At 71.3% G+C, this 24,537-nt stretch carries 10 protein-coding genes; 1 reads left to right on the forward strand and 9 read right to left on the reverse strand.

Annotation, left to right across the window (positions count from 1 at the left end; translation table 11 throughout):
* From ACZ4FV_RS46255 to ACZ4FV_RS46270, 4 genes are all read right to left on the reverse strand, one after another.
* Positions 1-532: ABC transporter ATP-binding protein (locus ACZ4FV_RS46255; protein WP_465327019.1), on the reverse strand; the 532-nt coding region annotated here is incomplete at its 3' end.
* A 60-nt stretch (positions 533-592) separates the two neighbouring features.
* Positions 593-1,435, reverse strand: coding sequence for a DUF4097 family beta strand repeat-containing protein (locus ACZ4FV_RS46260; RefSeq protein ID WP_395873046.1), 843 nt, complete (start codon positions 1,433-1,435; stop codon positions 593-595).
* 116 nt (positions 1,436-1,551) lie between these two features.
* The gene (locus ACZ4FV_RS46265; protein WP_395873045.1) at positions 1,552-2,058 is read right to left on the reverse strand and encodes a hypothetical protein; all 507 of its coding nucleotides are present in this window, start codon (positions 2,056-2,058) and stop codon (positions 1,552-1,554) included.
* A gap of 1,212 nt (positions 2,059-3,270) precedes the next feature.
* Positions 3,271-4,230 (reverse strand): RNA polymerase sigma-70 factor, encoded by a 960-nt coding sequence (locus ACZ4FV_RS46270; RefSeq protein ID WP_465327022.1) that lies wholly within the window; start codon positions 4,228-4,230, stop codon positions 3,271-3,273.
* A gap of 212 nt (positions 4,231-4,442) precedes the next feature.
* On the opposite strand from ACZ4FV_RS46270, the gene ACZ4FV_RS46275 reads away from it, so the two are divergent.
* On the forward strand, positions 4,443-5,996 hold the full coding sequence (locus ACZ4FV_RS46275) for an MFS transporter (RefSeq protein WP_465327024.1): 1,554 nt from the start codon (positions 4,443-4,445) through the stop codon (positions 5,994-5,996).
* A gap of 220 nt (positions 5,997-6,216) precedes the next feature.
* Here ACZ4FV_RS46275 and ACZ4FV_RS46280 read toward each other — a convergent pair whose 3' ends face one another.
* The 5 genes from ACZ4FV_RS46280 to ACZ4FV_RS46300 form a co-directional block, all read right to left on the reverse strand.
* Complete coding sequence (locus ACZ4FV_RS46280; RefSeq protein WP_395873043.1) at positions 6,217-7,734, reverse strand: FAD-dependent monooxygenase; 1,518 nt, start codon at positions 7,732-7,734, stop codon at positions 6,217-6,219.
* 92 nt (positions 7,735-7,826) lie between these two features.
* The gene (locus ACZ4FV_RS46285) at positions 7,827-11,054 is read right to left on the reverse strand and encodes a non-ribosomal peptide synthetase (protein ID WP_402242379.1); all 3,228 of its coding nucleotides are present in this window, start codon (positions 11,052-11,054) and stop codon (positions 7,827-7,829) included.
* Positions 11,055-11,261: 207 nt separating this feature from the next.
* The gene (locus ACZ4FV_RS46290) at positions 11,262-14,381 is read right to left on the reverse strand and encodes a type I polyketide synthase (RefSeq protein ID WP_402242382.1); all 3,120 of its coding nucleotides are present in this window, start codon (positions 14,379-14,381) and stop codon (positions 11,262-11,264) included.
* A gap of 1 nt (position 14,382) precedes the next feature.
* Positions 14,383-20,988, reverse strand: coding sequence for an SDR family NAD(P)-dependent oxidoreductase (locus ACZ4FV_RS46295; protein WP_465327029.1), 6,606 nt, complete (start codon positions 20,986-20,988; stop codon positions 14,383-14,385).
* Complete coding sequence (locus tag ACZ4FV_RS46300) at positions 20,988-24,494, reverse strand: SDR family NAD(P)-dependent oxidoreductase (protein WP_465327031.1); 3,507 nt, start codon at positions 24,492-24,494, stop codon at positions 20,988-20,990. The genes ACZ4FV_RS46295 and ACZ4FV_RS46300 overlap by 1 nt, the downstream gene beginning before the upstream one ends.
* Positions 24,495-24,537: the final 43 nt, after the last annotated feature.

The raw sequence follows: 24,537 nt of genomic DNA on the forward strand, positions 1-24,537 counted from the left end.
GCTCGTCGAGGAAGATGATCCGCGGGTTGCCGACCAGGGTCATGGCGATGTCCAGGCGGCGCTTCATGCCGCCGGAGTAGGTCGAGGCGGGCTTCCTCGCGGCCTCCACCAGGTCGAACCGCTCGAGCAACTCGGCGGCGACCCGCCGGCCCTCGCGCTTGGACAGGTGGTGCAGGTCGGCCATGAGGTGCATGTTCTCCTCGCCGGTGATCAGCCCGTCGACGGCGGAGAACTGCCCGGTGACGCCGATCGCCGCCCGCACACCGTTCGGTGACGCGGCGACGTCGTGACCCGCGACCTGAGCCTGTCCGCCGTCGGCGCCGATGAGCGTGGACAGGATCTTCACCGCGGTGGTCTTGCCGGCGCCATTCGGCCCGAGCAGTGCGAACACCGACCCCGACGGGATGCGCAGGTCGATGCCGTCGAGCACGACCTTGTCGCCGTACGACTTGCGCAGATCGGTGGCGGAGACGGCGGCCGGCGACGCGTGACCGTTGGCCCGCCTGGACGTGGGCAGCGTGGGAGAAGGCACGGGGCCCTCCATTCGAAGGCTGAAGTGGGCGGGGAATGGGGCCGATCGAGGATGCGGTGCTCAGACCCGGGCGCGGCGTACGTCGATGTTGCCGTGGCGGGTGCGGGCGCGGATCTTGACGGCGTCTTCGGTCTTTTCCGGGGTGTCGGACGCGGCGAGCGTGTTGCGTACCTGGCCGGAGTTGGAGCTGACGTCGAGCCAGGCGGCCGTACCCTCGCGGACGCCGACCTCGATGGCGCCGTGCGAGGTCTCCAACTGGACTGTGCCGGAGGCTACTTCGCCCACTCGCAGAGTGCCGTGGGCAGTGGTGGCGGTGACCGAGTCCTCGGCGCGCCGGATCTCGATGTCGCCGTTGGCGCCACTCACCCGCAGCTCGCCGGTCGCGGCGTCGACCGTCGTGGTGCCGTGCGAGTTCTTCAGTACGGCGGGGCCGTCGACGACGCCGACGCGCAGGCTTCCGGAGCTGGTGGTGATCTCGGCCATGCCCTCGACCCGGTCCACGGTGATCGAGCCGTGCGACGCGATCAGGTTCAGCGGGCCGGTCGTGTCGAGCCGGACGTCGCCGGAGGAGGTCTTCACGCGGACCTCGCCGAGCCGTCCCTCGCCGAGTACCTGGGTCCAGGATCCGGTCATGTCGATGCGCGAGCCGGCGGGCAGTTCGACCTTCACGTCGACGGTGCCGGTGCGGCCGAACAGGCTGGACTTGGGCGTGCTGATGGTCAATGCGCCGTTCGCGAACGTCACCTCGGTCTGCTCGGTCGCCCGTGCGTCCTGCTCCCGCTTCGGGTCGCGGGGCCGGACCTCGACCACGGTGTCGAGGCGGTCGCCTGCGGTGAATTGGATGGAACCGGCCTCCACGTGTGCGGTGATCGAGATCGGTTCGGGAGTGTCGAAAGAAGGCATGGCTGTCTCGTCCTCTCGGGTCTTCAGGACGTCCCCGCTGGTAGGACGTGCTGGAGGTGAAGTGGTGGGGGCGAAGCGGTGGAGGTGAAGTGCTGCTGTGGGCCGGGCCGTTGCGGCTAGCGCACCCAGCCGTTGAAGCTCTGTCCGATGTTCTGGGTCTTCTCCGTCGTACGTGGCCGCGCGCCGTCGACCGCGGCCGACACGGCCCGTACCAGCCACGCGTTGACCGACAGGCCCTCGCGACTCGCGGCCTCCTCGACCCTCGCCTTCAGGTGGGCCGGCAGACGCAGGTTGACGCGGGCGGCGGCGCCCTCGTCGCCGTCGGTGGGCGCACGAGCCCTGAACGGTTCGACCGGCTCCGCGGCGGCGCCACCGTCGGCGGGCGGCGGCGTCACCACGAAGTCCGGGTCCAGTCCGCGCAGCCGTATGTCGACCGACCCGGGGGCGAGCTCGCGAGTGATCTCGTCCATCGCGGCGGAGAGCACGTTGAGCATGGTCAGACGAGTCGCCGACTCCAGCGGAGCGATAAGCCGCTCGGCCAGTTCGCGGGCATCTTCGCCGCCGGCTTCGGCGGCCACCGCAAGTTCGCGGCGGAGGGTGTCGACGTACGGTGCGAGGTCCATGACGTCATCATGGCAGCACAATGGCGCCATTTGCAAGCCCGGGTGGCACCCCACCTGGAACCAGGCTACGAACGGCCTCTCTACCTGCGAAAACGTGAAGAAGGAGGCCCAAGCCGCAGTGGCGCCTTGCGCACCCATGGGCCCCCTGGGGCAAGGAATGGCGCCGGATGGCGCCGAGAGGGTCACCATGACGTTCGGCGACACCAGATGGCGCCAGGGGGCGCCACAGGTGTCATGTGATGCCGGGGTTTGTCACATAAAGCGGCTCGCGCTCCCCTCGCGGGCTCTCGCTCCGCTTAACGGGCTCTCGCTTCACCTCGCGGGCGATCGCTGCGCCTTGCGGGCTGTCGCCGGGCCGACTCAGCCGAGGCGGCACGATCGGGCCCGCCCTTCAGCGCCCGGCCGGCCACGTGTGGAGTCGCGATCGGCCGCCTCCCCACCGGGTCGATCCCCTCCGACGCCCGCAGCCAGAGCGCGGACCCGGCACGGCATTGCCGATCGCGCCGCCCGACTCGGCTCCTTGTCCGTCATCCGACAAGTCCCGGCCACCTCTCCCACCTCCGACACGCCCATATCCGGATCTTGGCCACGCTTCGACCAACCACCCGAGCTTCTCCGGCGAACGGCGCACCGACCGCCTCGGCCCGCGCGGGTCAAGCAGTGGCCGGAGCCGCAGGGCGCCACGCAACGCCGACCCGGGACAGCCCCGGAAGACAGGCGCCCTCGCCCCGCACGCACCGATGCCATGGCCTGGATCACGCCCCGGCTCGTGGCCGGCGCGACGGTTTTCGGCGACTACACGGGTCTTCATACCGACGCACCCGACCACGCCACGCGGAGCCCTTCTTGCGCCACCCCGTCCCCGGCCCGGAGGCGACCAACGACGTCAAAGCGGTCATCTCGACGATCGCCGGTCTCCCCGGCCCCAACGTCTACGCGCAACCGGGCGACGGCTGCGAGCCGAACACCGGCTACGGGACCACGCCCGGCTCCTACGACCCGCACACGACCAGGAAACCGCTCCAGGACTTCCTGGGCCAAGTCGCCTACCAGCACGCCGACTCCACCTACCTGAACCCGCGTGCCGAAGTCGACCCAGGTGTCGACTCCGTCGAGAGCCGCCCGCCGCCCGGCACGCTCTCCTTCGGGCCCGCACCTTCGCACGGCCCGATCCATCGGCTTCCCCCGGACTGGCCCCGGATCGTTCCCGCCTCAACGGCTCAGCTCGGTCTCCTGCTCCAGGCGGGACAGCTTCTCGGGGTTGCGCACCGTGTACAGGCCGGTGATCAGGCCGGCCTCGACGCGCATTGCCATCACGCCGTGGATCTCTCCGGCGCGGCGCATGATGAGTCCGGGCCAACCGTTGATCTGGACCGGCTCGATCGATGTGCCGGCGGTGAATCTGGTCAGGCCGAAGGCCAGGTAGCGGGCCACGTCGTCGGCTCCCACGATCGGGCGCACCGCGGCGTGCCTGATTCCTCCGCCGTCGCTGAGGGCCACGACGTTCGGCGCGAGGATGTCGACGAGGTTTTGCAGGTCCCCGGTCTCGACCGCTCGTTGGAAGGCCTGGAGCGCGGCTCGGGTCTCGGCCGGGGAGATGACATCGCGTGGGCGGCGTGCCGCGACGTGCGCCCGTGCCCGGTGGGCGATCTGGCGGACCGCGGCGGGGCTCTTGCCGACGGCTTCGGCGATCTCGTCGTAGGCGACGTCGAACACCTCCCGCAGTACGAACACCGCCCGCTCGGTCGGCGTGAGCGTCTCCATCACCAGCAGCATCGCCATGGAGAGACTGTCGGCCAGTTCGATGTCCTCCGCCACGTCGGGCGTGGTCAGGAGCGGCTCGGGCAGCCAGGGGCCGACGTAGGTTTCCTTGCGGCGGTCGAGCGCACGCAGCCGGTCCAGCGCCAGCCGGGTGACGATCCGTACCAGGAACGCGCGCGGCTCGCGCACCACGGCCAGGTCGACCCCCGCCCAGCGCAACCAGGCCTCCTGCAGAACGTCCTCGGCGTCGGCGGCCGAGCCGAGCATCTCGTACGCGACGGTGAAAAGGAGGTTGCGGTGGGCCACGAACGCCTCGGTGGCCGCGGCCGAGTCCGCGCGACCGTCGCCGACGCGGGGCGGCTCGGTCGTCTCCGCCGCGCCCGCCTCTGTTTCCTCGCTGCTTGCGCTCATGCCTGGCTTCTCCCACCCGTTCGTTCCCATGCCGGTTCCCGTACCCGTACGCACAAGACGCCGGCCTCCACCGCTCTGTGACACCTACGACCGGGTGACATACGGCACATCACGCCGCTGTCACGCGGACCGAATCGCGCACGTCTCGTGAAGGTCAGGACGCCGCGCGAAGGATCGGCGCGGCACGTACCACCACGAGTGAGGACCACGTCATGGCAACCACGAAGGCGCAGGCCCCGGCGGGCCCATCGCGCCGCTGGGTCGCGCTGTTCTTCATCGGGTTGGCCCAGCTCATGCTCGTACTGGACGCCACCGTCGTGAACATCGCGCTGCCGTCCATCCAGGGGGACCTCGGGGTCTCCGACGCCGACCGGCAGTGGATCATCACCGCGTACACGCTGGCGTTCGGCAGCCTGCTGCTGCTCGGCGGCCGGATCGCCGACTACGTCGGCCGCAAGCGGACCTTCCTGATCGCGTTGCTCGGTTTCACCGCCGCGTCGGCGCTCGGCGGCGCGGCGGAGAACTTCGAGATGTTGTTGGTCTCCCGTGCGGTGCAGGGTGCGTTCGGTGCGCTCCTCCAGCCGTCTGCGCTGTCGCTGTTGACGGTGACGTTCACCCAACCGAAGGACCGCACCAAGGCGTTCGGGATCTGGGGCGGCATCAGCGCCGCGGGCGGCACGATCGGGCTGCTGGCCGGCGGGGCGCTGACCGACTACCTCGACTGGCGCTGGTGCCTGTACGTCAACATCCCGATCGCCCTGGTCGCCGCGATCGGCGGGTACACGGTGCTGGCCGAGTCGCGGCGCGAGGGCAGGGCGCGCTTGGACATCCCGGGCGTGTTGCTGGTGACCGGCGGGCTGGTCGCGATCGTGTACGCCACCACCCGGGCCGAGGCCGACGGTTGGGGCTCGACGACGGTACTCGGCCTGCTGGCCGCCGGTGCGGTACTGCTCGCGGTGTTCGTCTTCGTCGAGAGCCGGGTGGCGCAGCCGCTGCTGCCGCTGCGCGTGGTGGCCGACCGCACCCGCGGCGGCGCGTACCTGGCCGTGGGTCTGGCCGTCATCGGCATGTTCGGGGCGTTCCTGTTCATGACCTACTACATGCAGGTGGTCAAGGGGTACTCGCCGACCAAGACGGGGGCGGCCTTCCTGCCCATGGCCGTTGCGGTCCTGGTGTCGGCCGCCGGGCTCAGCACCCGGCTGATGCCCAAGTTCCCGCCGCGGGCGTTGATCGTGCCCGGCATGCTCGTCAACGCCGTCGGCATGTTGTGGATGATCACGGTGGAACCGGACACCTCGTACGCCGGCGGCGTGCTGATCTCGCAACTCCTGCTCGGCTTCGGCGCGGGCCTGGTCATGCCGGTGGCCATCAACTACGCCACCCACGGTGTCGACCACGGCGACCTGGGTGTGGCCTCGGCCACCGTCAACACCGCGCAGCAGATCGGCGGTTCGCTCGGCACCGCGCTGCTCAACACCATCGCCACGAGCGCGACCGTGGACTACCTGGCCTCACACGACAGCAGCCCGGCGACCGCGAAGCAGGCACTGGTGGAGGGCTTCGCGGAGGCGGGGGCGTGGGCCGCGGGGATCATCGTGGTGGGCGCGCTGATCGTCGCCGCGCTGATGAACACGGCTCGTCCGGACCAACTCGGCGCCGACACCGGCGCCGGAACCTCCGACGACGCCGAATGGCCCGAGGCCACCGACGGCAAGGCCGCCCTCGCGGACGACCACGGTGCCGAGCCGCTGCCGGCGCACACCTGACCCCAACGGTCGGCATCGATCGATCGACCGGCGACACCGCTCACGCGCGAGGATGCTCCGGTCTCGCACGGATCGAGACCGGAGCTCTCGGCGAGGCACCCCCGCGATGTCGATGGCCGGCCGGTCCCCTCGCGGGCGACTCGGTGTCCGTGGGACGGCGGGTGCCGGCGCGCGGGCTTCGCCGTTCTTCGGCGGACTTCGAAAACCGGCGGGTGGTGTCTCACCTTCGCCGGGCCGGGCCGAACCAGGTGGCGAGGGCGGTTCGAAGCGCCGAGGTGTCGGGGGTGCCGGCGGTGTCGGCCGCCCAGGCGACGTGTCCGTCGGGGCGGATGAGGAGCGCGGCGGGAGCGGGGATCTCACCGACGATCGGGACGGGCCAGTGGTCGTCCTCGCTGCGCGCCTCGACGAGGTCGACGCGATCGGCCCAGCTCTTGGCGGTCGCCGCCACCTCGGCGCTGCCGCGCAGGTCGAGCAGTACGGGGCGGGCGGCATGCAGCAGTTTGTAGACGCGGGTCGCGCCGTCGGGCGTCTTGAGGTCGGCGTCGGGAACCCGGCGGCCCTCCAGCGGATGGTTGCCGCCGACCCGGTAGCGGATGTCGAGGGCCGTGAGCATGCCGCGCAGGTACCGGTTGACGTCGTCGAACACCATGAGCGAGCCGAACACGTCGCGGAGCGCGTCCATCTGGGCACCGGGGCGGGCCAGCGCCTCCTGTGCCCGGGTGTTGTGCAAAACGCGCTCCGCGACGGGGTGGCGCTCGGCGTGGTAGCTGTCCAGCAGAGTCTCCGGCGCCCGGCCGTGTACCACCGAGGCGAGCTTCCAGCCGAGGTTGACCGCGTCCTGCACTCCCAGGTTCAGTCCTTGCCCGCCGGCCGGGAAGTGGATGTGCGCCGCGTCGCCCGCGAGCAGCACCCGGCCCTCCCGGTACCGGGCGGCCTGCCGCGCGGCGTCACCGAACCGGGAGATCCACCTGGGGTTGCGCATGCCGTAGTCGGTGCCCACGAGCCTGATCAGCGACTCGCGGAGCAGCTCGAACGTCACCGGGTCGTCGCGGTCGGCGACCCGGTCGTACTCGGTGGTGATCACCCGGTGCCAGCCCGGCTCCAGCGAGAACGCCGAGAAGTTGCCGCCGGGATAGCGCCGCCCGAAGATGAACTCTTCCGGCAGGTCCGGGAGTTCGACGTCACCGAGCAGCGCGGTCATGGTCGCCGGAGTGCCCGGGAAGTCGATGCCCGCCAGTTTGCGCACCGTGCTGCGTCCGCCGTCGCAGCCCACGAGGTAGCGGGCGCGCAGCGTCGCGGACGTCGCCTCCGCCGCGCCCAGCTCGACCGCCACGCCGGTCTCGTCCTGGTGGATCCCGCACACTTGGGACGACCGGCGCACGCGTACGCCGAGCTCGGTGCCCCACTCCTCCAGGATCCGCTCGAAGGCGGACTGCAGGAGCTGTAACGGGAGGGGGTGCCTGGACTCGAGGCCGTCGAAGTCCAGCCAGAGCCCGGAGAAGTGGCCCACCGGCGTCAGTTCGCCGACGGCCAGGAAGCGGTCCAGGACTCCGCGCTGGTCCAGCACCTCGAGGGTGCGCGAGTGCATCCCACCGGCTCGCGACTCGCCCGTCCGCTCCGAAAGACGTTCCACCACCATCACGTCGACGCCCGCCAGCCGCAGCTCGCAGGCGAGCATCAAGCCCGTCGGCCCGGCGCCCGCGATCACCACGTCCGTGTCCAGGCCGGTGTGTCCCATGTCGTTGCCCCCATTCGCCTGTGTTCTTGCTGTCGTCGAATCACGTTCACGGCAGTGGATCGGCCGGTCCGGACACGTCGGTGCCGGAATGCTCAGAGGACTTCGCCGTCCTTCGTCCTCCTGCGCAGGGCCGGCCTGCTGGACTGGGCGAGGTCCTTCCACATGTCGGACAGGCCGGCGATGGTACGAGCCGCGAACAACGTGCGGATGGACACCTCCTGGTTCAGCTCCGACCGGATCAGGCCGACCAGCCTGATCGCTCGCAGCGAGTTGCCACCCATCTCGAAGAAGTCGTCGTCGATGCCCACCCGGTCCAGTTCGAGCACGTCGGCGAGTGCCTGGGCCAGCACCCGCTCGGTGTCGTTGCGCGGTGCCCGGTACTTCCCGTCGTCGAACTCGGGCTCCGGCAGCGACGCCCGGTCCACTCTTCCGCCGGCCGTCGTCGGTATGCGGGCCGGCGTCACGAACACCGACGGCACCATGAACTCCGGCAATCGCCCCGCCACGAACCGGCGCAGTTCCTCACCCGAGAGGTCGCCCCGGCCGCCGGCCGGCACCACATAGGCCACCAATCGCTGCTGCCCGGAGTCGTCCGCCCCGACGGTCACCAGCGACTGCGCGGCCCCGGGGTGCTCGGACAGCACCTCCTCGACCTCGACCGGCTCGACCCGGACACCATGGATCTGTGCCTGGGCGTCGGCCCGGCCCACGTACTCCAGCCGCTCGTCGGCGCCCCACCGCACCCGGTCCCCGGTCCGGTACATGCGCCCGCCGGGCGGACCGAACGGACAGGGCACGAACCGCTCCGCGGTCTGCCCGGGGTGCCCGGGGTATCCACGCGCGACGCCGGGACCGGCCACGTACAGCTCCCCGGTCACGCCGACCGGGACCGGCGCCAATCCCGGACCCAGCACGTACAGGGCGGTGTTGTCCATCGGGCGTCCGATCGCGCCCGGGTGCCGCGCGGGTTCGTCCGCCGTCGAGCGGTGGCACGCGGCGAACCCGATCGTTTCCGCCGGACCGTGGCCGTTGACGAGTGTCAGGTCGGGGCATGCCTCCCGCACCCGGCGCAGCGCGGCCGCGGACACGTGGTCGGCACCGGTCCACACCGTGCGCAATCCGGCGAGGCACTCCGGGCGTTCCGCCGCGATCGCCGAGAACAGACCCACGGGCAGCCATACCGCGGAGATCTCGTCCGACGTTCGCAACTCGGTCAGCGTGTCGATGTCGAGTTCTCCCGGAGGGGCCACGACCACCCGGCCGCCGTTCAGCAGGGGGACCCACAGTTCGAGGGCGAGCGCGTCGGAGGTCTGCGGGGTGTGCCACAACACGGCTCCGCGGCCGTCTTCTCGCCAGTGGCGATCCAGGACGAACCGCTCCATGTTGCGGTGTGTCACGGCGACGCCGGCGGCCGCACCTGCCGATGCGTGGCCGTACGTCACGGCCAGCAGGCCGTCCCGGTGCACAGGGACCGGAGTCTCCCGCGCCCGTTCGCCGGTGTCGTCGGCGAGGTTCGACCGGACGTCCTCGAACAGCATCACCGGCACACCCGGATCGGGGGAGAGCCCCTCGGCCGTCGTCGCGTCGGTGAGCAGTAGGCGCGCCGGGGAGGCACCGATCACGGTCGTGAGGCGTTCCGTCGGGAACGCGGGGTCGATCGGCAGGTAGGCCGCGCCCGCTTTCGCCACCCCCAGCAGGGCGATGGCCAGGTCCGCCGATCGAGGCAGCGCCACCGCCACGACCGTCTCGGGTCCGACGCGCCGACGTCGCAGTGCCCCGGCCAGGCGGCTCGACCGCTCGTCCAACTCCCGGTAGGAGAGCGCGGAGTTCCCGGACATCACCGCGACGGCGTCGGGGGCCCGGCCCACCTGCCGCGCGAACAGTTCCGGAACCGACAGTCCCGGCAGCGGTACGTCCGTGGCGTTGGGTGCCGTGAGCACCCGCTCGCGCTCGAGACCGCTCACGACGTCCAGCGCACCGACCGGCAGTTGCGGATCGGCGGCCGTCAGGGCCCGGATGTAGGCGATCAACTCGCTTCCGATGAAACCCAGTTCCGCGCGGGAGTACAGGTCCGCGGGGGCGTCGAGCCGGAAGTAGAGGTCGCTGTCGGCGCTCCCGTCGGTGTAGACCCCGATCGACAACTCGTCGAACGTCCCGCTCGTCGCGCCGGAGTAACGCGCCGCGCTGTCGGCGAAGTGCAGTTGTTCGGCGAACTCGACGATGTTCATGACGGCGCCGAAACTCCCGCGACCGCTCAGGACCGTTCCGCTCGCGCGCTGGATCTCGGAGTAGTGGCAGAGGGTGTGGCCGAAGATGTCATACGTCTCGTCGCCCACCGCGTCGGCGACCTCGGTGAAGGTCGCTCCGAGCGGAACCCGTACGCGCACCGGCACCACGTTCACCGCCAGACCGGGCGTCCTGCTCGCTGCCCCGACCCGGTTGCCCACGGCCAGCGAGAGCAGGAACTCGCGACGATCGCAGCGGTGTCCGAGGAACACCGCCGCGGCCGTGGTCAGCAGTGACGACATCCATACACCCATGGACTTCGCGGTCTCGGTCCACGTGTCCGCCTCGGCGCGCGGCACGGTCAGCGTTCGGCTGACCATGCCGATGCACTCGGCCACCTCCGCCCAGCGGTCGGCGCTGCTCATCGGTTCGGACAGCGCGGACCGCGTCGCGTCCGACAGCGCCACGCGCGGAACCTGCGCGGGTGGGGGCGCGTCCGCCAGGTACTCGCGCCAGAATTCCGTGTCGTCGGCGAATGCCGGGGAGTCCTGATATTCCGCCGCCGCGTCCGCGAACGATTCGAGATCCCACGGGTGTGGCAACTCCGGTATCTCCGAGCCCCGCGCCAGTGCCGTGTACACCTCGGCAAGGCGCTGCGTCACGATGCCGGCCCCGAACCCGTCGGATATGAGGTGGTGGTAGGCGATCACCACGAGCGAGCGGGTGGCCGCGAGTTTGACCACGCCCAGTCGGAACAGCAGATCCCGCTCCAGGTCGAACGGCTGCCGCAGCATGTCGGCCAGCGCCTCCCGGGCCGCCTGCTCGGGATCGGTCTCGGCGCTGAGATCCAAAAAGAAGGGCCGCCAATCGCCCAATTGCCGGGGCACCAGCCGAAGCCCGCTGCCGTCGTCGACGAAATTGACGCACAGCACTTCCGCCTCGCCCAGCACGTGCCGAAACGCGCATTCCATGACCGTCGCGTCCAGTTCACCGTCCACATCGCACATGGTCAGCGCATGGTTCAACATGTCGGGAGACATCTTCTGTGCCAGCCACAATCCCTTGTGCGCGGACGACGCACCGAACGAACTCAAGCGGATCAACCCCTCGACGAAATAGGCCCGGGAACCGGAGGAATTCGCAGATGGACTCCACCGTCACGTAAGTGGATCAGCCGGTCAAGACAACCGGGCGCGGCGGCGGGGCAAGCCGCGGTCGAACGTGCCGTGTCCCGCCGGCGGGACATACCGCGGGCGGAAATACCCTGGAAGACGGCCCGAACACAGCCGGAACACGGTGGGTCAGCGCGGCACACGGGTGGCCATCGAGGACCTGATGTGCTCGGCGATCCTCCTTGGTGTCGGATACCGCAGTACGGCGTTCCCCCTCAGCTTGAGTCCGGTCGAGGCGCTCAGACGTTTGCTCAACTCCACCGCCAGCAGTGAGTCGAATCCGACGTCCTTGAACTCCTGGTCGGGGTCCACCGTCTCGGCGGAGGGGTGGCCGAGCACGACGGCGACCTTCTCCACGACGTGCTCCAGCACGAGTGCCCGCGCGTCGTCGTCGGACGCCGTGGCGAGCAGGTCCGACAGGGGGACGAGGTGATCCTCACCTGCGGGAAGCCGTGTCGGGGCCGCCTGCGCGGATGTCGCCGCGGGCGAAGAGTTCAGCCAGTACCGCTGCCGGCGGAACGCGTACGTCGGCAGGTCCACTCGCAGGCGCGCCCCGAACAGGGCGTTCCAGTCCACGGCGCCGCCCCGCACGTGCAGTTGGGCCAGCGAGCCGACCACGGCCTCCACCTCGTCCCGGTCCCGCCGCGCCGAGGACAGGACCAGCACGTCGTCCAGGTCCTCGACGATCTCCTGCACCGGGACGGTCAGCACGGGATGCGGGCTCATCTCGATGAACACCCGGAAACCGTCGTCGACCAGCCGGCGGACGGACGATTCGAAGCGAACCTTTTCCCGCAGGTTCTCGTACCAATACTCGCCGTTCAGCTTCGCGGTATCGATTCTTTCGCCGTGCAGGGTCGAATAGAAGGGTAGTGTCGACGTTTTCGGGCGCACATCGGACAGTGGGCCGATCACCTGATCGCGGACCCGGGTCACGTGGTGCGAATGCGAGGCGTATTCGACCGATATTCTCCGGGCCTGAGTGCCTTCGGCCTTCATCTTCTCGACGAATTCCTCGAGTGCGTCGGGTTCCCCGGACACCACCACCGAGCGGGGTCCGTTGACGACGGCGATGCTCAGCCGGTCGTTCCACGGAGTCAGCCGGGCCTCCACGGATTCGGCGGACTCCACGACCGACGCCATCGCGCCGTGACCGATCAATGCCACCAGGGCCTTGCTGCGGAGCGCCACGACCTTGGCGGCGTCGCGCAACGACAACGCGCCGCACACGTGGGCGGCGGCTATCTCGCCCTGGCTGTGCCCGACCACCGCGGCCGGTTCCACTCCCCAGGACCGCCACAACGCGGCCATCGACACCATCACCGAGAACAGCGCCGGCTGCACCACGTCCACCCGGTCCAGGGTCGGCGCTCCCGCCACGCCGCGCACCACGTCGAGCAGCGACCAGTCGACCCACTGGGCCAACGCGGCCGCACACGCGTCGAGGTTGTCCGCGAAGACGGGGAAGGTGTCGTACAACCGCCGGCCCATGCCGACCCATTGCGACCCCTGTCCGGGGAACATGAGGACCACGCCTGCGGGGTTTCCCGCGACCCCTTGGACGACCGCCGCGGACTCCGCGCCGTCGCGCAACGACGCCAAACCGTTCAGCAACTCGTCCCGTCCGCGGCCCAGCACCACCGCGCGATGGTCGAAGCGTGATCGGCTCGACGACAACGAATAGCCGACATCCGCGAGATCGACCCCGGGGTCGGCGGCGGCGAAGTCGTGCAGCCTACCCGCCTGCCGCGCCAACGCCGCCGCGCTCTTGCCCGATACCGCCCACGGGACCAGACCGTCGGCGAGGGCCGCACCCGCGGCCCGTTCGCCCGCCCCCGCCGGCGGCGGCCCCTCTTCCAGGATCACGTGCGCGTTGGTGCCGCTGACCCCGAAGGACGACACCCCGGCCCGCCGCGGACCGTCGGCCCGGGTCCACTCACGCCCCTCCACCAGCAGTTCGACCGCGCCCGAGGACCAGTCCACGTGTGCCGAGGGCGTGTCCACATGCAGGGTCTTCGGCAGGTGCCCGTGGCGCATGGCCATCACGGCCTTGATGACACCGGCGACCCCGGCGGCGGCCTGGGCGTGACCGATGTTCGACTTCATGGACCCCAGCCACAAGGGCCTGCCCTCGGCCCGCCCCTGACCGTAGGTCGCCAACAGCGCGCCCGCCTCGATGGGATCGCCCAGCACGGTTCCGGTGCCGTGGGCTTCGACCAGGTCCACCTCGGCGGCCGAGACCCCCGCGTTCGCCAGAGCCTTGCGGATCACCCTCTCCTGGGCGAGGCCGTTGGGAGCGGTCAACCCGTTGCTGGCGCCGTCCTGGTTCACCGCGGAACCACGAAGGACGGCCAGCACCGGATGGCCGTTGCGGCGCGCGTCGGACAGCCGTTCCAGCAGCAACACGCCCACCCCCTCGGCCCAGCCGGTCCCGTCGGCCGCGTTCGCGAAGGACTTGCAGCGGCCGTCGGCCGCCAGACCCCGCTGCCGGGAGAACTCCACGAAGATCGCGGGCGTCGACATCACCGACACCCCACCCGCCAACGCGAGCGAGCACTCCCCCGACCGCAGTGACTGCACCGCCAGGTGCAGCGCCACCAGCGACGACGAACACGCCGTGTCCACGCTCATCGCGGGCCCGGTCAGTCCGAGTTCGTACGCCACCCGGCCGGAGGCCACGCTCAGCGTGCTGCCTTGCAGCAGGTAGCCCTCCAGTTCGTGCTTGTCCTCCTCCAGGAAACGCGCCCCGTATTCGGAGGAACTCACTCCGGCGAAAACACCGATGTCGGCCCCGCGCACGTCGGCGGGAACGATGCCCGCCCGTTCGAGGGCCTCCCACGAGGTCTCCAACAACAGGCGCTGCTGCGGGTCGACCGCCAACGCCTCGCGCGGACTGACACCGAAGAATTCCGCGTCGAAGGCGGCCACATCCGTCAGGAAGCCTCCGTGGCGCACGTACGAGCCGCCCAGGGTGTCGGGATCCGGGTCGAACACATCCCGCCAGCCGCGGTCCTGCGGGAACTCGTCCACCACGTCCAGGCCGTCGCGGATCACAGTCCACAGCTCCTCGGGCGACGACACGCCTCCCGGGTAGCGGCAGGCCATGGCCACCACGGCGATCGGCTCACCGCGCCCGGCCTTCAGCGCGTCGTTCTCCTGCCGGAGCCGATCGCGCTCCTCCAGCAGCGTGCGAAGCGCCCGCTCGACCCGGTCCGCGCCTTCCGCCGTGCGATCCGCCGAGTTGACCATGTCACTCACCCCTCTCGTCCAGAGCCAGGCCGACGAGTGCTTCCAAGTCCATGGCCGCCAGTACGCCGGCGTCGGTACCGGTATCCGGCAGATGACCGTCGGCGTCTTCCGCTCGAGGCGCTTCGGCGTACGCCAGAACCAGTTCCAGGACGCCCGCGTTCCGCAGGCCCTCGATCGAGACGGTCCGCAACACTTCTCGGATCCGCGCCTCCTCGACCGCGCTGGGGTCCGGTGCCGGTCGCAGCAGGCCGAAGACGTGCCGCCCCAACTCGCGTGGCGTCGGGTAGCTGAAGACGATGGTGGACGGCAGGCGCAATCCGGTGGAGGAGGCAAGGCGGTTGCACAGTTCGACCGCGGTCAGCGAGTCGAATCCGAGGTGGGTGAACGCCTCGTCGGCATCGATGGCCGCGCCGGACGGGTGTCCGAGCACGACGGCGGCCTGCTCGCGGACCGCGTCCAGCACGGCTGCCTGCGCCTCGCCCTCCGGCAGGCCGATCCATCCGGCGGGTAGGCCGAGGGCGCCGCCGTCCCTGCTCGTGCTCGTCCGGTTGCGAAGTGGGCGGCTGCCGTCGACGAGGTCGCGCAGGAGCAGCGGCGGCTCCTCGCCGGTGATGTTCCGCAGCACGGAGAGATCCACCCGGGCCGGGATGAGCACCGGCTTGTCGATCGCGCACGCCGCGTCGAACAGGGCCAGCGCCTGGGGTGTCGGCATCTCGGCGATGCCCAGCCGCCGGATCCGCGAGACGTCGACCTCGTCCAGGTCCGTGGTCATCCCGCTGCGCTCCCACCAGCCCCAGCACAGCGACGTGCCGACCAGGCCGGACGCCCTGCGCCGCGCCGCCAAACCGTCCAGGAACGCGTTCGCCGCGGCGTAGTTCGCCTGTCCCGCGCTGCCGAGCGTGCCCGCGAGGGCGGAGAATTGCACGAACGCCGACAGGTGGTGTTCACGGGTCAGCTCGTGCAGGTTGATCGCACCGCCGACCTTGGCGCGCAGCACGCGTTCGAGGCTGTGGTCGGTCAGCGACTCGACCGTGCCGTCCGCCAGCACCCCCGCCGCGTGCACGACCGCCGTCAGCGGGTACCGCGGCGGCATGTCTGCGAGCAGATCCGCGAGGGCGGCCCGGTCCGCGACATCGCACGCCGCGACCTTGACCACCGCGCCGGCCGCCGCGAGGTCCGAGACCAATTCGGCGGCTCCGTCCGCCGCCATGCCCCGACGGCTCGCCAACACCAGACTCCGCACACCGTGTTCGGCGACCAGGTGCCGCGCCACCAGTGATCCCACTCCCCCGGTCCCGCCGGTGACCAGCACACTTCCACCGCCGAACCCCCCGCCCACGTCCAGGACCAACTTGCCGACGTGGCGGCCCTGGCTCATCTCGCGGAAGGCCTTGCGCGCGTCGCGAATGTCGCGGATGGAGATCGGGTTCAGCCGCACTCGCCCGTCGGCGAACAGTTCCATGACGGCCCGGAACATCTCTTGGATCGCGTCCGGGCTCTCCTCGTAGAAATCGAAGGCCCGGTAGTCGACCCCGGGGTGATCGGCCGCCACCCGGTGGGGATCGCGAATGTCCGTCTTCCCCATCTCGATGAAGTTCCCACCGTTGGGGAGCAGCCTCAGCGAGGCGTCGACGAACTTGTGTGCCAGGGAGTTGAGCACGACATCCATGCCGCGACCATCCGAGGAGTCCAGGAACTTGTCCGCGAACTCCAGGTCCCGCGAGGATGCCAGGTGCTCGTCGTCCAGCCCCAGCCCGCGCAGGACGGGCCACTTGGCCGGGCTCGCGGTTCCGTACACCTCGGCACCGATGTGCTGCGCGAGTTGCACGGCGGCCATCCCGACGCCGCCCGCCGCGGCGTGGATGAGGATCCGCTGTCCCTTCTCGAGCCGCATCACGTGGAAAAGCGCGTAGTAGGCGGTGAGGAAGGCGGTCGGCATGGACGCCGCCTCGGCGTAACTCCACCCGTCGGGCACGGGCACGAGCAGGCGGTGATCCATCACGGCCACGGGGCCGAAGGCGCCGGTGAGGGCGCCCATCACGCGGTCACCCGGCGCGAGGTCGGTGACGTCGTCCGCGACCTCCAGCACCATTCCGGCGCCTTCGCTGCCGAGTCCGGCGTCGAAGGCGGTTTTCTCCACCAGTCCCAGGGCGATCGTCACATCGCGGAAGTTGAGCCCGGCGGCGTGCACGGCGACCCGAACCTGCCCGCTCGTCAGCGGCGCCTCCACCTCGGGGCAGGGAACCCAGGTCAGGTTCTCCAGGGTGCCCTTGGTCGGGATGCCCAGCCGGTGCGCGCCGGCCGCCGGTGGCTCGATCCGGTGCCGCGCGGGTGCGGTCGGTGCCATGCGGGGCGTGAGGTACTCGCCGCCACGCAGTGCCTGTTGTTCTTCGCCGAGGGCGAGTACGTCCGGGAAGCGCGCGAGGGAGGTCTCCTCGTCGTCGATGTCCACCAGCTTGAACCTGCCGGGGCGCTCGGCCTGGGCGGACCGGATCAGGCCCCACACGGACGCGCCGGGAAGGCTTTCGACGTTCGCCCCGCCGGCGGTGTCCAGGGCCAGGCGGGTGAGCACGGTCAGCGTGGATTCGGCGAACGTTTCCTCGGCGAGGAATCGCTGGATCCGGTCCAGCACGTGCGCGTTCGCTCCGCCGACCTCGGCGAGCAGGTCGGGGTCGGCGGCGAGGAAGTCGTCCAGGCACAGGACGATGTGCCGGGGCGCCCGGCCCGCGGGGACATCCTCGATCGACTCGTAGCGCGGGACCGCCTCACCGCCCGCCGCGGACAGGCGCGAAGCCAGGCCGTCCTTCGTCCCGAGAACACCCCACTGCCCCCGGTAGGGTTCCCGCCGCTCGCTGTCCCGCAGCGGTCGCCATTGCACTTCGAACAGCGATTGCTCGGGCCCGCCTCGTGCCGAGCGCAGTTGTTCGGCACTGGCCGGTCGGAACGTCAGCGCCGCGACCCGAGCGATGTCGCGGCCGTGTTCGTCGGCGATCGCGACGGACACGACCCCTTCGCCGACCGGGGTGATCCGGGCCTTCACGCTCGGGCCGCACTCCCCGGTCGCGTCCACCCCGGACCACGAGAAGGGCATCCAGCCCCGGCCGTCGTCCATGCCCACGACGCCACCGACCGCCACCGCGTGCAACACCGCGTCGATCAGCGCCGGATGCAGTGCGAACCCGGAGCCCGACGAGCCGTCGTCGGTCGCGGGCAGCGTGGCCAGCACGTACAGATCGTCATCGTGGCGCCACACCTCGCGCAGGCCGCGGAACGTGGGGCCGTAGTCGAAACCCGTGTCCGCGAGGAAGTCGTAGAGGCCGCCGATGTCGAGTTGCCCGGCCCCCACCGGTGGCCACACCGCCGGTGCCGGCGCGGCATCGGTCCGCGCGGGCGAGCGCGCCGGGGTCGGTGCGAGGCTCCCCGTCGCGTGACGGGTCCAGCCGCCCACCGTGTGGCCCTCGGCGCCGGGACGCGAGTACACGTCCAGGCGGCGGTGTCCCGTATCGTCCGCGGCGCCGACGACCACCCGCACCTGCACGTCGCCCGGGTCGGCAAGCAACAGGGGAACCTCCAGGGAGAGTTCCTCGACCGAGGCACACCCGACGAAGTCGCCCACCGACAGCGCCAGGTCCAGGAACGCCGTCGCCGGTACGACGACCGCGCCGAACACGGCGTGATCGGCCAACCAGGCGTGGGTTCGCAGGGACCACCGGTCGGTGAACACAACCTCGTCGGTACCGGGGTGGTCCATCACCGCGCCCAGCATCGGGTGTTCCGGAGCCGAAAGGCCGGCGGAGGCCACGTCCGCGGCGCCCAGCGCGGCCCAGGTGTCCCACCAGTACGGCTGCCGCTCGAACGCGTACGTCGGCAGATCCACCCGCCGACCCGCCCCGAGCAGGGCGGCCCAGTCCACCGCCTCGCCTCGGACGTACAGTTGGGCCAGCGAGCCGACCAGCACCTCCACCGACCCGCGGTCCCGCCGCGACGACGACAGGACCACCGCGTCCTCCACGCCCTCGCCGGCGAAGGTCTCCTTGGTGATGCTCGCGAGGGTCGAGCCCGGTCCCACTTCGAGGAATACGTTCGCTCCGGCCGCCCGGGCGCACACGACCGCGTCGAAGAAGCGCACGGGTTCGCGGACGTGGTTCACCCAGTGCCCGACGGACGTCAACTCCTCGACCGTGGCCTCGCGCCCCAATCGGGTCGAGACGACCGGGATCGCCATCTCACCCGCGGGCAACGCGCCGATCGATGCCGCGAACTCGGCCAGGATCGGGTCCATGAGCGGGGAGTGGAACGCGTGGTCGACCTCGAGCAGCCTCGCCGACGTGCCGCCGGCGACGAGCCGTTCCCGGAGGTCGTGCACCTCCTCGCGAAGACCCGAGATCACCACCGACGCCGGGCCGTTGACAGCGGCGACACCGACGCGGTCGTACCCCTCGAGCAGGGCGTTCACCTCGTCTTCCGAAGCGCGTACCGCCAGCATGGCGCCCCGCTCGCCGACCGTCTGCATGACCCGCCCCCGAGCCGCCACGAGCCGGGTCGCGGAGTCCGGGTCGAGGACACCACCGACGTGGGCGGCGGCGATCTCGCCGACCGAGTGACCGATCAGGTGATCCGGCCGAGGACCGTAGCGCGTCATGAGCCGGTACAGGCCGACCTGCAGGGCGAACAGCGCCGGCTGCGCGATGTCCGTGCGCTCGCGTTCCGCGGGCTCGTCGGCCAGGAGCAGGGGCCGCAGGGCGAAGGGGAGATGCGCGTCGAAGCGTGCGCAGATCTCGTCGAGGCTCTGGGCGAAGACGGGGAAGGTGTCGTACAACGGCCGTGCCACACCGGCCCAGCGCGCCCCCTGCCCCGGGAACATGAAGACGGAACCACCGAGCTTCCCGGCGACGCCACGCACCACCCCGGCGGATTCCACCCCGTCGCGCAACGACGCCATCCCACTCAGCAACTCGTCCCGGTCACGCCCCAGGACCACCGCGCGGTGCTCGAGCCGGGCCCGGGTCGACACCAACGACCAACCGACGTCGGCGATGTCCGCGCCGGCGGCGGCGAAGTCGCGCAGCTTCCCCGCCTGCGCCCGCAACGCCCGCTCCGAGCGCGCCGACACGACCCACGGCACCAACCCACCGGCACCGCCCGACCCTTGGTCGGCGGCGTCGGACGCCGGCCTCTGCCCGGAGGCCGGCATTTCCTCCGGCGCCGAGACCTCCTCGGGCGCCTGTTCGAGAATCAGGTGCCCATTGGTGCCGCTCACGCCGAACGCCGACACGCCGGCCCGCCGTGGCCGACCGCCGGTCTCCGGCCACGGCCGCGCCTTCGCGAGCAGTTCCACCGCGCCCGCCGACCAGTTCACGTGGGGTGTCGGCGCGTCGATGTGCAGCGTCCTCGGCAGGGTGCCGTGCCGCATGGCCATGACCATCTTGATGACACCCGCCACGCCCGCCGCGCACTGCGGGTGGCCGATGTTCGACTTCACCGACCCCACCCACAGCGGCCGGTCCTCGGGCCGGTCCTTGCCGTAGGTGGCCAGCAGCGCCTGCGCCTCGATCGGGTCACCCAGCGTGGTGCCCGTACCGTGCGCCTCGACGGCGTCCACCTGGTCGGCCGTCAACCGCGCGTTCACCAGGGCCTGCCGGATGACGCGTTGCTGGGAGGGGCCGTTGGGGGCGGTCAGACCGTTGCTGGCACCGTCCTGGTTCACCGCCGAACCGCGCACGACCGCCAGCACCCGATGGCCGTTCCGCCTCGCGTCGGAGAGGCGTTCGAGGAGGACCAGCCCCACGCCCTCACCCCAGGCGGTGCCGTCCGCGGCGGACGCGAACGGCTTGCATCGGCCGTCCGGAGCCAACCCGCGCTGGCGACTGAACTCGATGAACGCGCCGGGCATCGTCATCACGGTCACGCCGCCGGCCAGGGCCAGCGAACACTCGCCGTTCCGCAGCGCCTGGGTGGCCATGTGCAGCGTCACCAGCGACGACGAGCAGGCCGTGTCGACCGTGACGGCCGGCCCCTCGAGACCCCATGTGTAGGAGATGCGCCCGGAGGCGACCGAGGTCGAGGTTCCGGTCAACAGGTAGCCCTCGAGCACTTCCGGCGACGCGTGCATCGGCGGCCCGTAGTCCTGGTGTGCGATCCCCACGAAGACACCCGTGCGACTGCCGCGCAGCGTCGTCGGGTCGATGCCCGCCCGCTCGATCGCCTCCCACGAGGCCTGGAGCAGGAGACGCTGCTGCGGGTCGATCGCCATCGCCTCGCGCGGGCTGATCTCGAAGAAGCCGGGGTCGAACGCGTCCGCGTCGTAGACGAAGCCGCCTTCGCGCACATACGACTTGCCGTGGGTGCCCGGCTCCGCGGCGTACAACTCGTCGAGATTCCACCCGCGGTTGCGCGGGAAGTCGGAGATGGCGTCCCGTTCGGCGACGACCAGATCCCACAGGTCCTCCGGCGAGCGCACACCGCCCGGGTAGCGGCAGCTCATGCCGACGATCGCGATCGGCTCGCGCGACGCCGCGGACAGTTCGGCGTTCACGCGGCGCAGGCGTTCCGTCTCCTTGAGAGATGCCCGCAACGCCTCGACAACGGCGTCATTCGATTCGGCCATCACGACCTCCGCGTCTCGTCGGGAACGCCGTTCCCCATCGCCATGCGCACCATCTCGTCCACACCCATCTCGTCCAGCGACGGCCCGTCGCCGTTCTCCGGCGCGTGACCCGCACCGTTCGCGCCATTCGTCTCGGCGCCGCCGACCGGCGGGCGGCCGGCCAGGCTGAGGAGTGACTCCAACAGCCCCGCCTCGCGCAGCCGCGCCGGCGGAATCGACAGCACCAGATCCCGCACCTCGGCATCGTCCACATCCGCCGACCGGCCGGGGGTACCGCCGCCGACCGACCGCTGGGGGAACAGTTCCTCCCGCAGGTACCGCGCCGCGGCAACCGGCGTCGGGTAGTCGAACAGCAACGTGGTGGGCAACTCCCGCAATCCGGTCACGCGTCGTAGCCGGTTCCGCAGCTCCACCGCGGTCAGCGAGTCGAAGCCCGCCAGCTTGAAAGCCCGTTCGGTACCGATCGCGTCCGGCCCCTTCAGGCCCAGGACCGCCGCGGCGTGCGCGCGGACGGTCTCCAGGAGGGCCTCGTCCAGCTTGCCGTCCGGCATCTCCCGCAACCGGGGCACCAGTTCGCCCTCCGCCGCGCCACCGGCGTGACCACCCGCGGAGTGCGCCGTCGTGGCCACGGCGAGATCGGGAAGATCGGCGATGAGCCGACTGGGGCGGACCGCGGTGAAGCCGGGCGCGAAGTCCGCCCACTCCACCCGAGCCACCGTCACCTGCGTCTCCTGCCGGCCGAGCGAGGCGGCCAACGCGGCCAGCGCCGTCTCGGGGGCCATCGGCGGCAGCCCCTTGCGGCGCAGGCGTTCCTCCACCTCGCCGGTCATCAGGCCGCCACCGCCCCACGACCCCCAGGCCACAGCGGTCGCGGGCAACCCGGACGCCCGCCGCACCTGGGCGAGCGCGTCGAGGAAGGCGTTCGCCGCGGCGTACCCGCCCTGTCCGCCGTTGCCCAGGACGCCGGCGGCCGAGGAGAACAGCACGAACGCCTCCAGCTCCAGATCGGCGGTGAGCTCGTGCAACGCGGTCGCGGCGGCCACCTTGGGCCGCAGTACCCGCTCCAGTTGCTCCGGCGTGAGGGTCTGCACCAATCCGTCCATGAGCGCCCCGGCACTGTGAATCACCGCGGTCAGCGGATACTCCCGCGGAACCGACGCGAGCAACTCCCGCAGCCCGTCCCGGTCGGCGACATCGACCGCGGCCACGGTCACCCGCGACCCGAGCGCCGTCAGTTCCGCCTCCAGCTCCGCGATGCCGGGCGTGTCCCGGCCACGCCTGCCGACCAGCAGCAGGTGCGGTGCTCCGGCCTCGGCCAGCCGGCGGCAGACCTGCGCTCCGACCGCTCCCGCGCCGCCCGTCACCAGCACGGTGCCTCGTGGGCGCCATTCCGGCACCGGCGCGTCACCCAGCGGTGCCCGCGCCAGTCGCCGCCCGAACACTCCCGAGGGGCGCACCGCCACCTGGTCCTCGCCGTGGCCCGCGCCGACGCCGTGCCCCGCGTCGACACCGGCGAGAACCGCGCACAGCAACTCCACGGCGCGCCCGTCCGGCCGGACGGGCACGTCCACGAGCCCACCCCACCGTTCCGGCCGCTCCAGCGCCACCACCCGGCCCAGGCCCCAGATCTGGGCCTGCAGCGGGTTGGCGACGGCGTCCGCGTTCCCGGTGGACACCGCCTCCCGGGTCAGGCACCACAGTCGGGCCTCGACGCCCGCGTCCTCCAGTGCCTGCACCAGGGCAACCGTGCCCGCGAGGCCGGCGGAGACCGGTTCGTGCGCGGCGGTCAAGCCGTCGTCGACGAGCGCGGCGAAGGACAGCACGCCGGTCGGACCGCCGGGCGCCTCGTCCTCGGCGAGCGTGGCGACGAGCCGCCGGCCGAGCGCGGCCCGGTCCCGCAGGTCGGTCGGCGCGACGTCGCATCGGACCACGTGGGCACGGCGTTGCCGGATCGCGTCGAGCACCGTCTGCACGGCGGGGTCCGCGGCGATCGCCTCGGGGACGACCACCAGCCAGGTGCTCCCCTCCAATCCCGGCGTCGCCCCGGTCCCGATGTCGGGCAGCGGCTTCCACGTGGCCCGGTAGCGCAGGCCGTCCAGTTCCGCCCGATCCAGCCTGCGCCGCCGCCACGACGACATGGCGGACAGTACGGCCGGAAGGGCGGCGTCGACGGCGTCGCGCTCACCGTTCGCGTCGCCCAGCCCCAGTGTGCCGATCAGCGCGTCCGGATCCTCCCGGTCGACCGCTGCCCAGAACTCGACCTCGCCCGGGTCCGAAGCGGCGCCGAACGCACGGTCGGTACCGGCTCGGTCGGTGGCCGACAGCCAGTAGCGTTCGTGTTCGAAGGGGTAGGTGGGCAGGTCGACGGACTGCGTCGGGGCGTAGAAGCCCGACCAGTCGGCGGTGGTGTGCGTGTGCGTGGCGGCCAGGGAGAGCAGCACACGCTGCCAGTCGCCCTCCTCTCGGCGAAGGGTGCCGGTGATGGCGATCTCGCCGGTGCCGGGGTGGTCTTCGGCGGTTTCCTGGAGCGGGTGGACGAGGACGGGGTGGGGACTCGCCTCGATGAACAGCGTGTGGCCGTCGTCCAGTAGGGCACGGGTGGTCGTCTCGAACGCCACGGTGGTGCGCAGGTTCTCGTACCAGTACGCCGCGCCCATCACGCTCGTGTCGCTCAGCGGGCCGCCGGTGCGACCGGCCACCGTCGAATAGAACGCCACTGCCGCCTCCCGCGGACGCACCGGGGCCAGCAGTTCCAGGAGCCGGTCGTGCAGGGCCTCGACGTGCGGGGTGTGGGAGGCGTAGTCCACCGGGATCTTCCGGGCCCGGATGCCCGTGCCCTCGCAGTGGGCGAGGATCTCGGCCAACGCGTCCGCGTCACCCGCGACCACGGTGGCCGACGGCCCGTTGACCGTCGCGACCGCAACCCGCCCCTTCCAGGGGGCGACGAGATCCTCGGCAGCCGCCACGCCCAGCGGCAGCGACAACATGCCGCCCCGACCGGCGATGCCGGCCAATGCCCCCGAACGCAACGCCACGATGCGCGCGGAGTCGTCGAGGGTGAGAATGCCGGCGATGTGCGCGGCGGCGATCTCGCCTTGGGAATGACCCACCACCGCGTCCGGGGTGACGCCCAGGTGCTCCCACAACCGGGCGAGCGAGATCATCACCGCCCACAGTGCGGGCTGGACGACGTCGACGCGATCGAGGGTGGGGGCGCCCGGAGCGCCGTGGAGGACGTCGATCAGGCTCCAGCCGGTGAACGGTTCCAACGCCGCCGCGCAGGCCTTCAGGTGCTCGGCGAACACCGGCGAGGTCCGCATCAACGCCACACCCATGCCGACCCACTGCGAACCCTGCCCCGGAAAGACGAAGACGGTCCCACCCGAATGCGCGGGCACCGTCCCGGTGACCACACGGGCGGAGGGCTCACCCGCGGCCAACGCCGCCAACCCATCCCGGAAATCCGCCGGTTCCCGACCGATCACCACCGCCCGACGCTCGAACACCGAACGACCCACCACCAACGCATGACCGATCTCCACCGGCGAC

It is taken from the genome of Embleya sp. NPDC025285, from assembly GCF_055558835.1.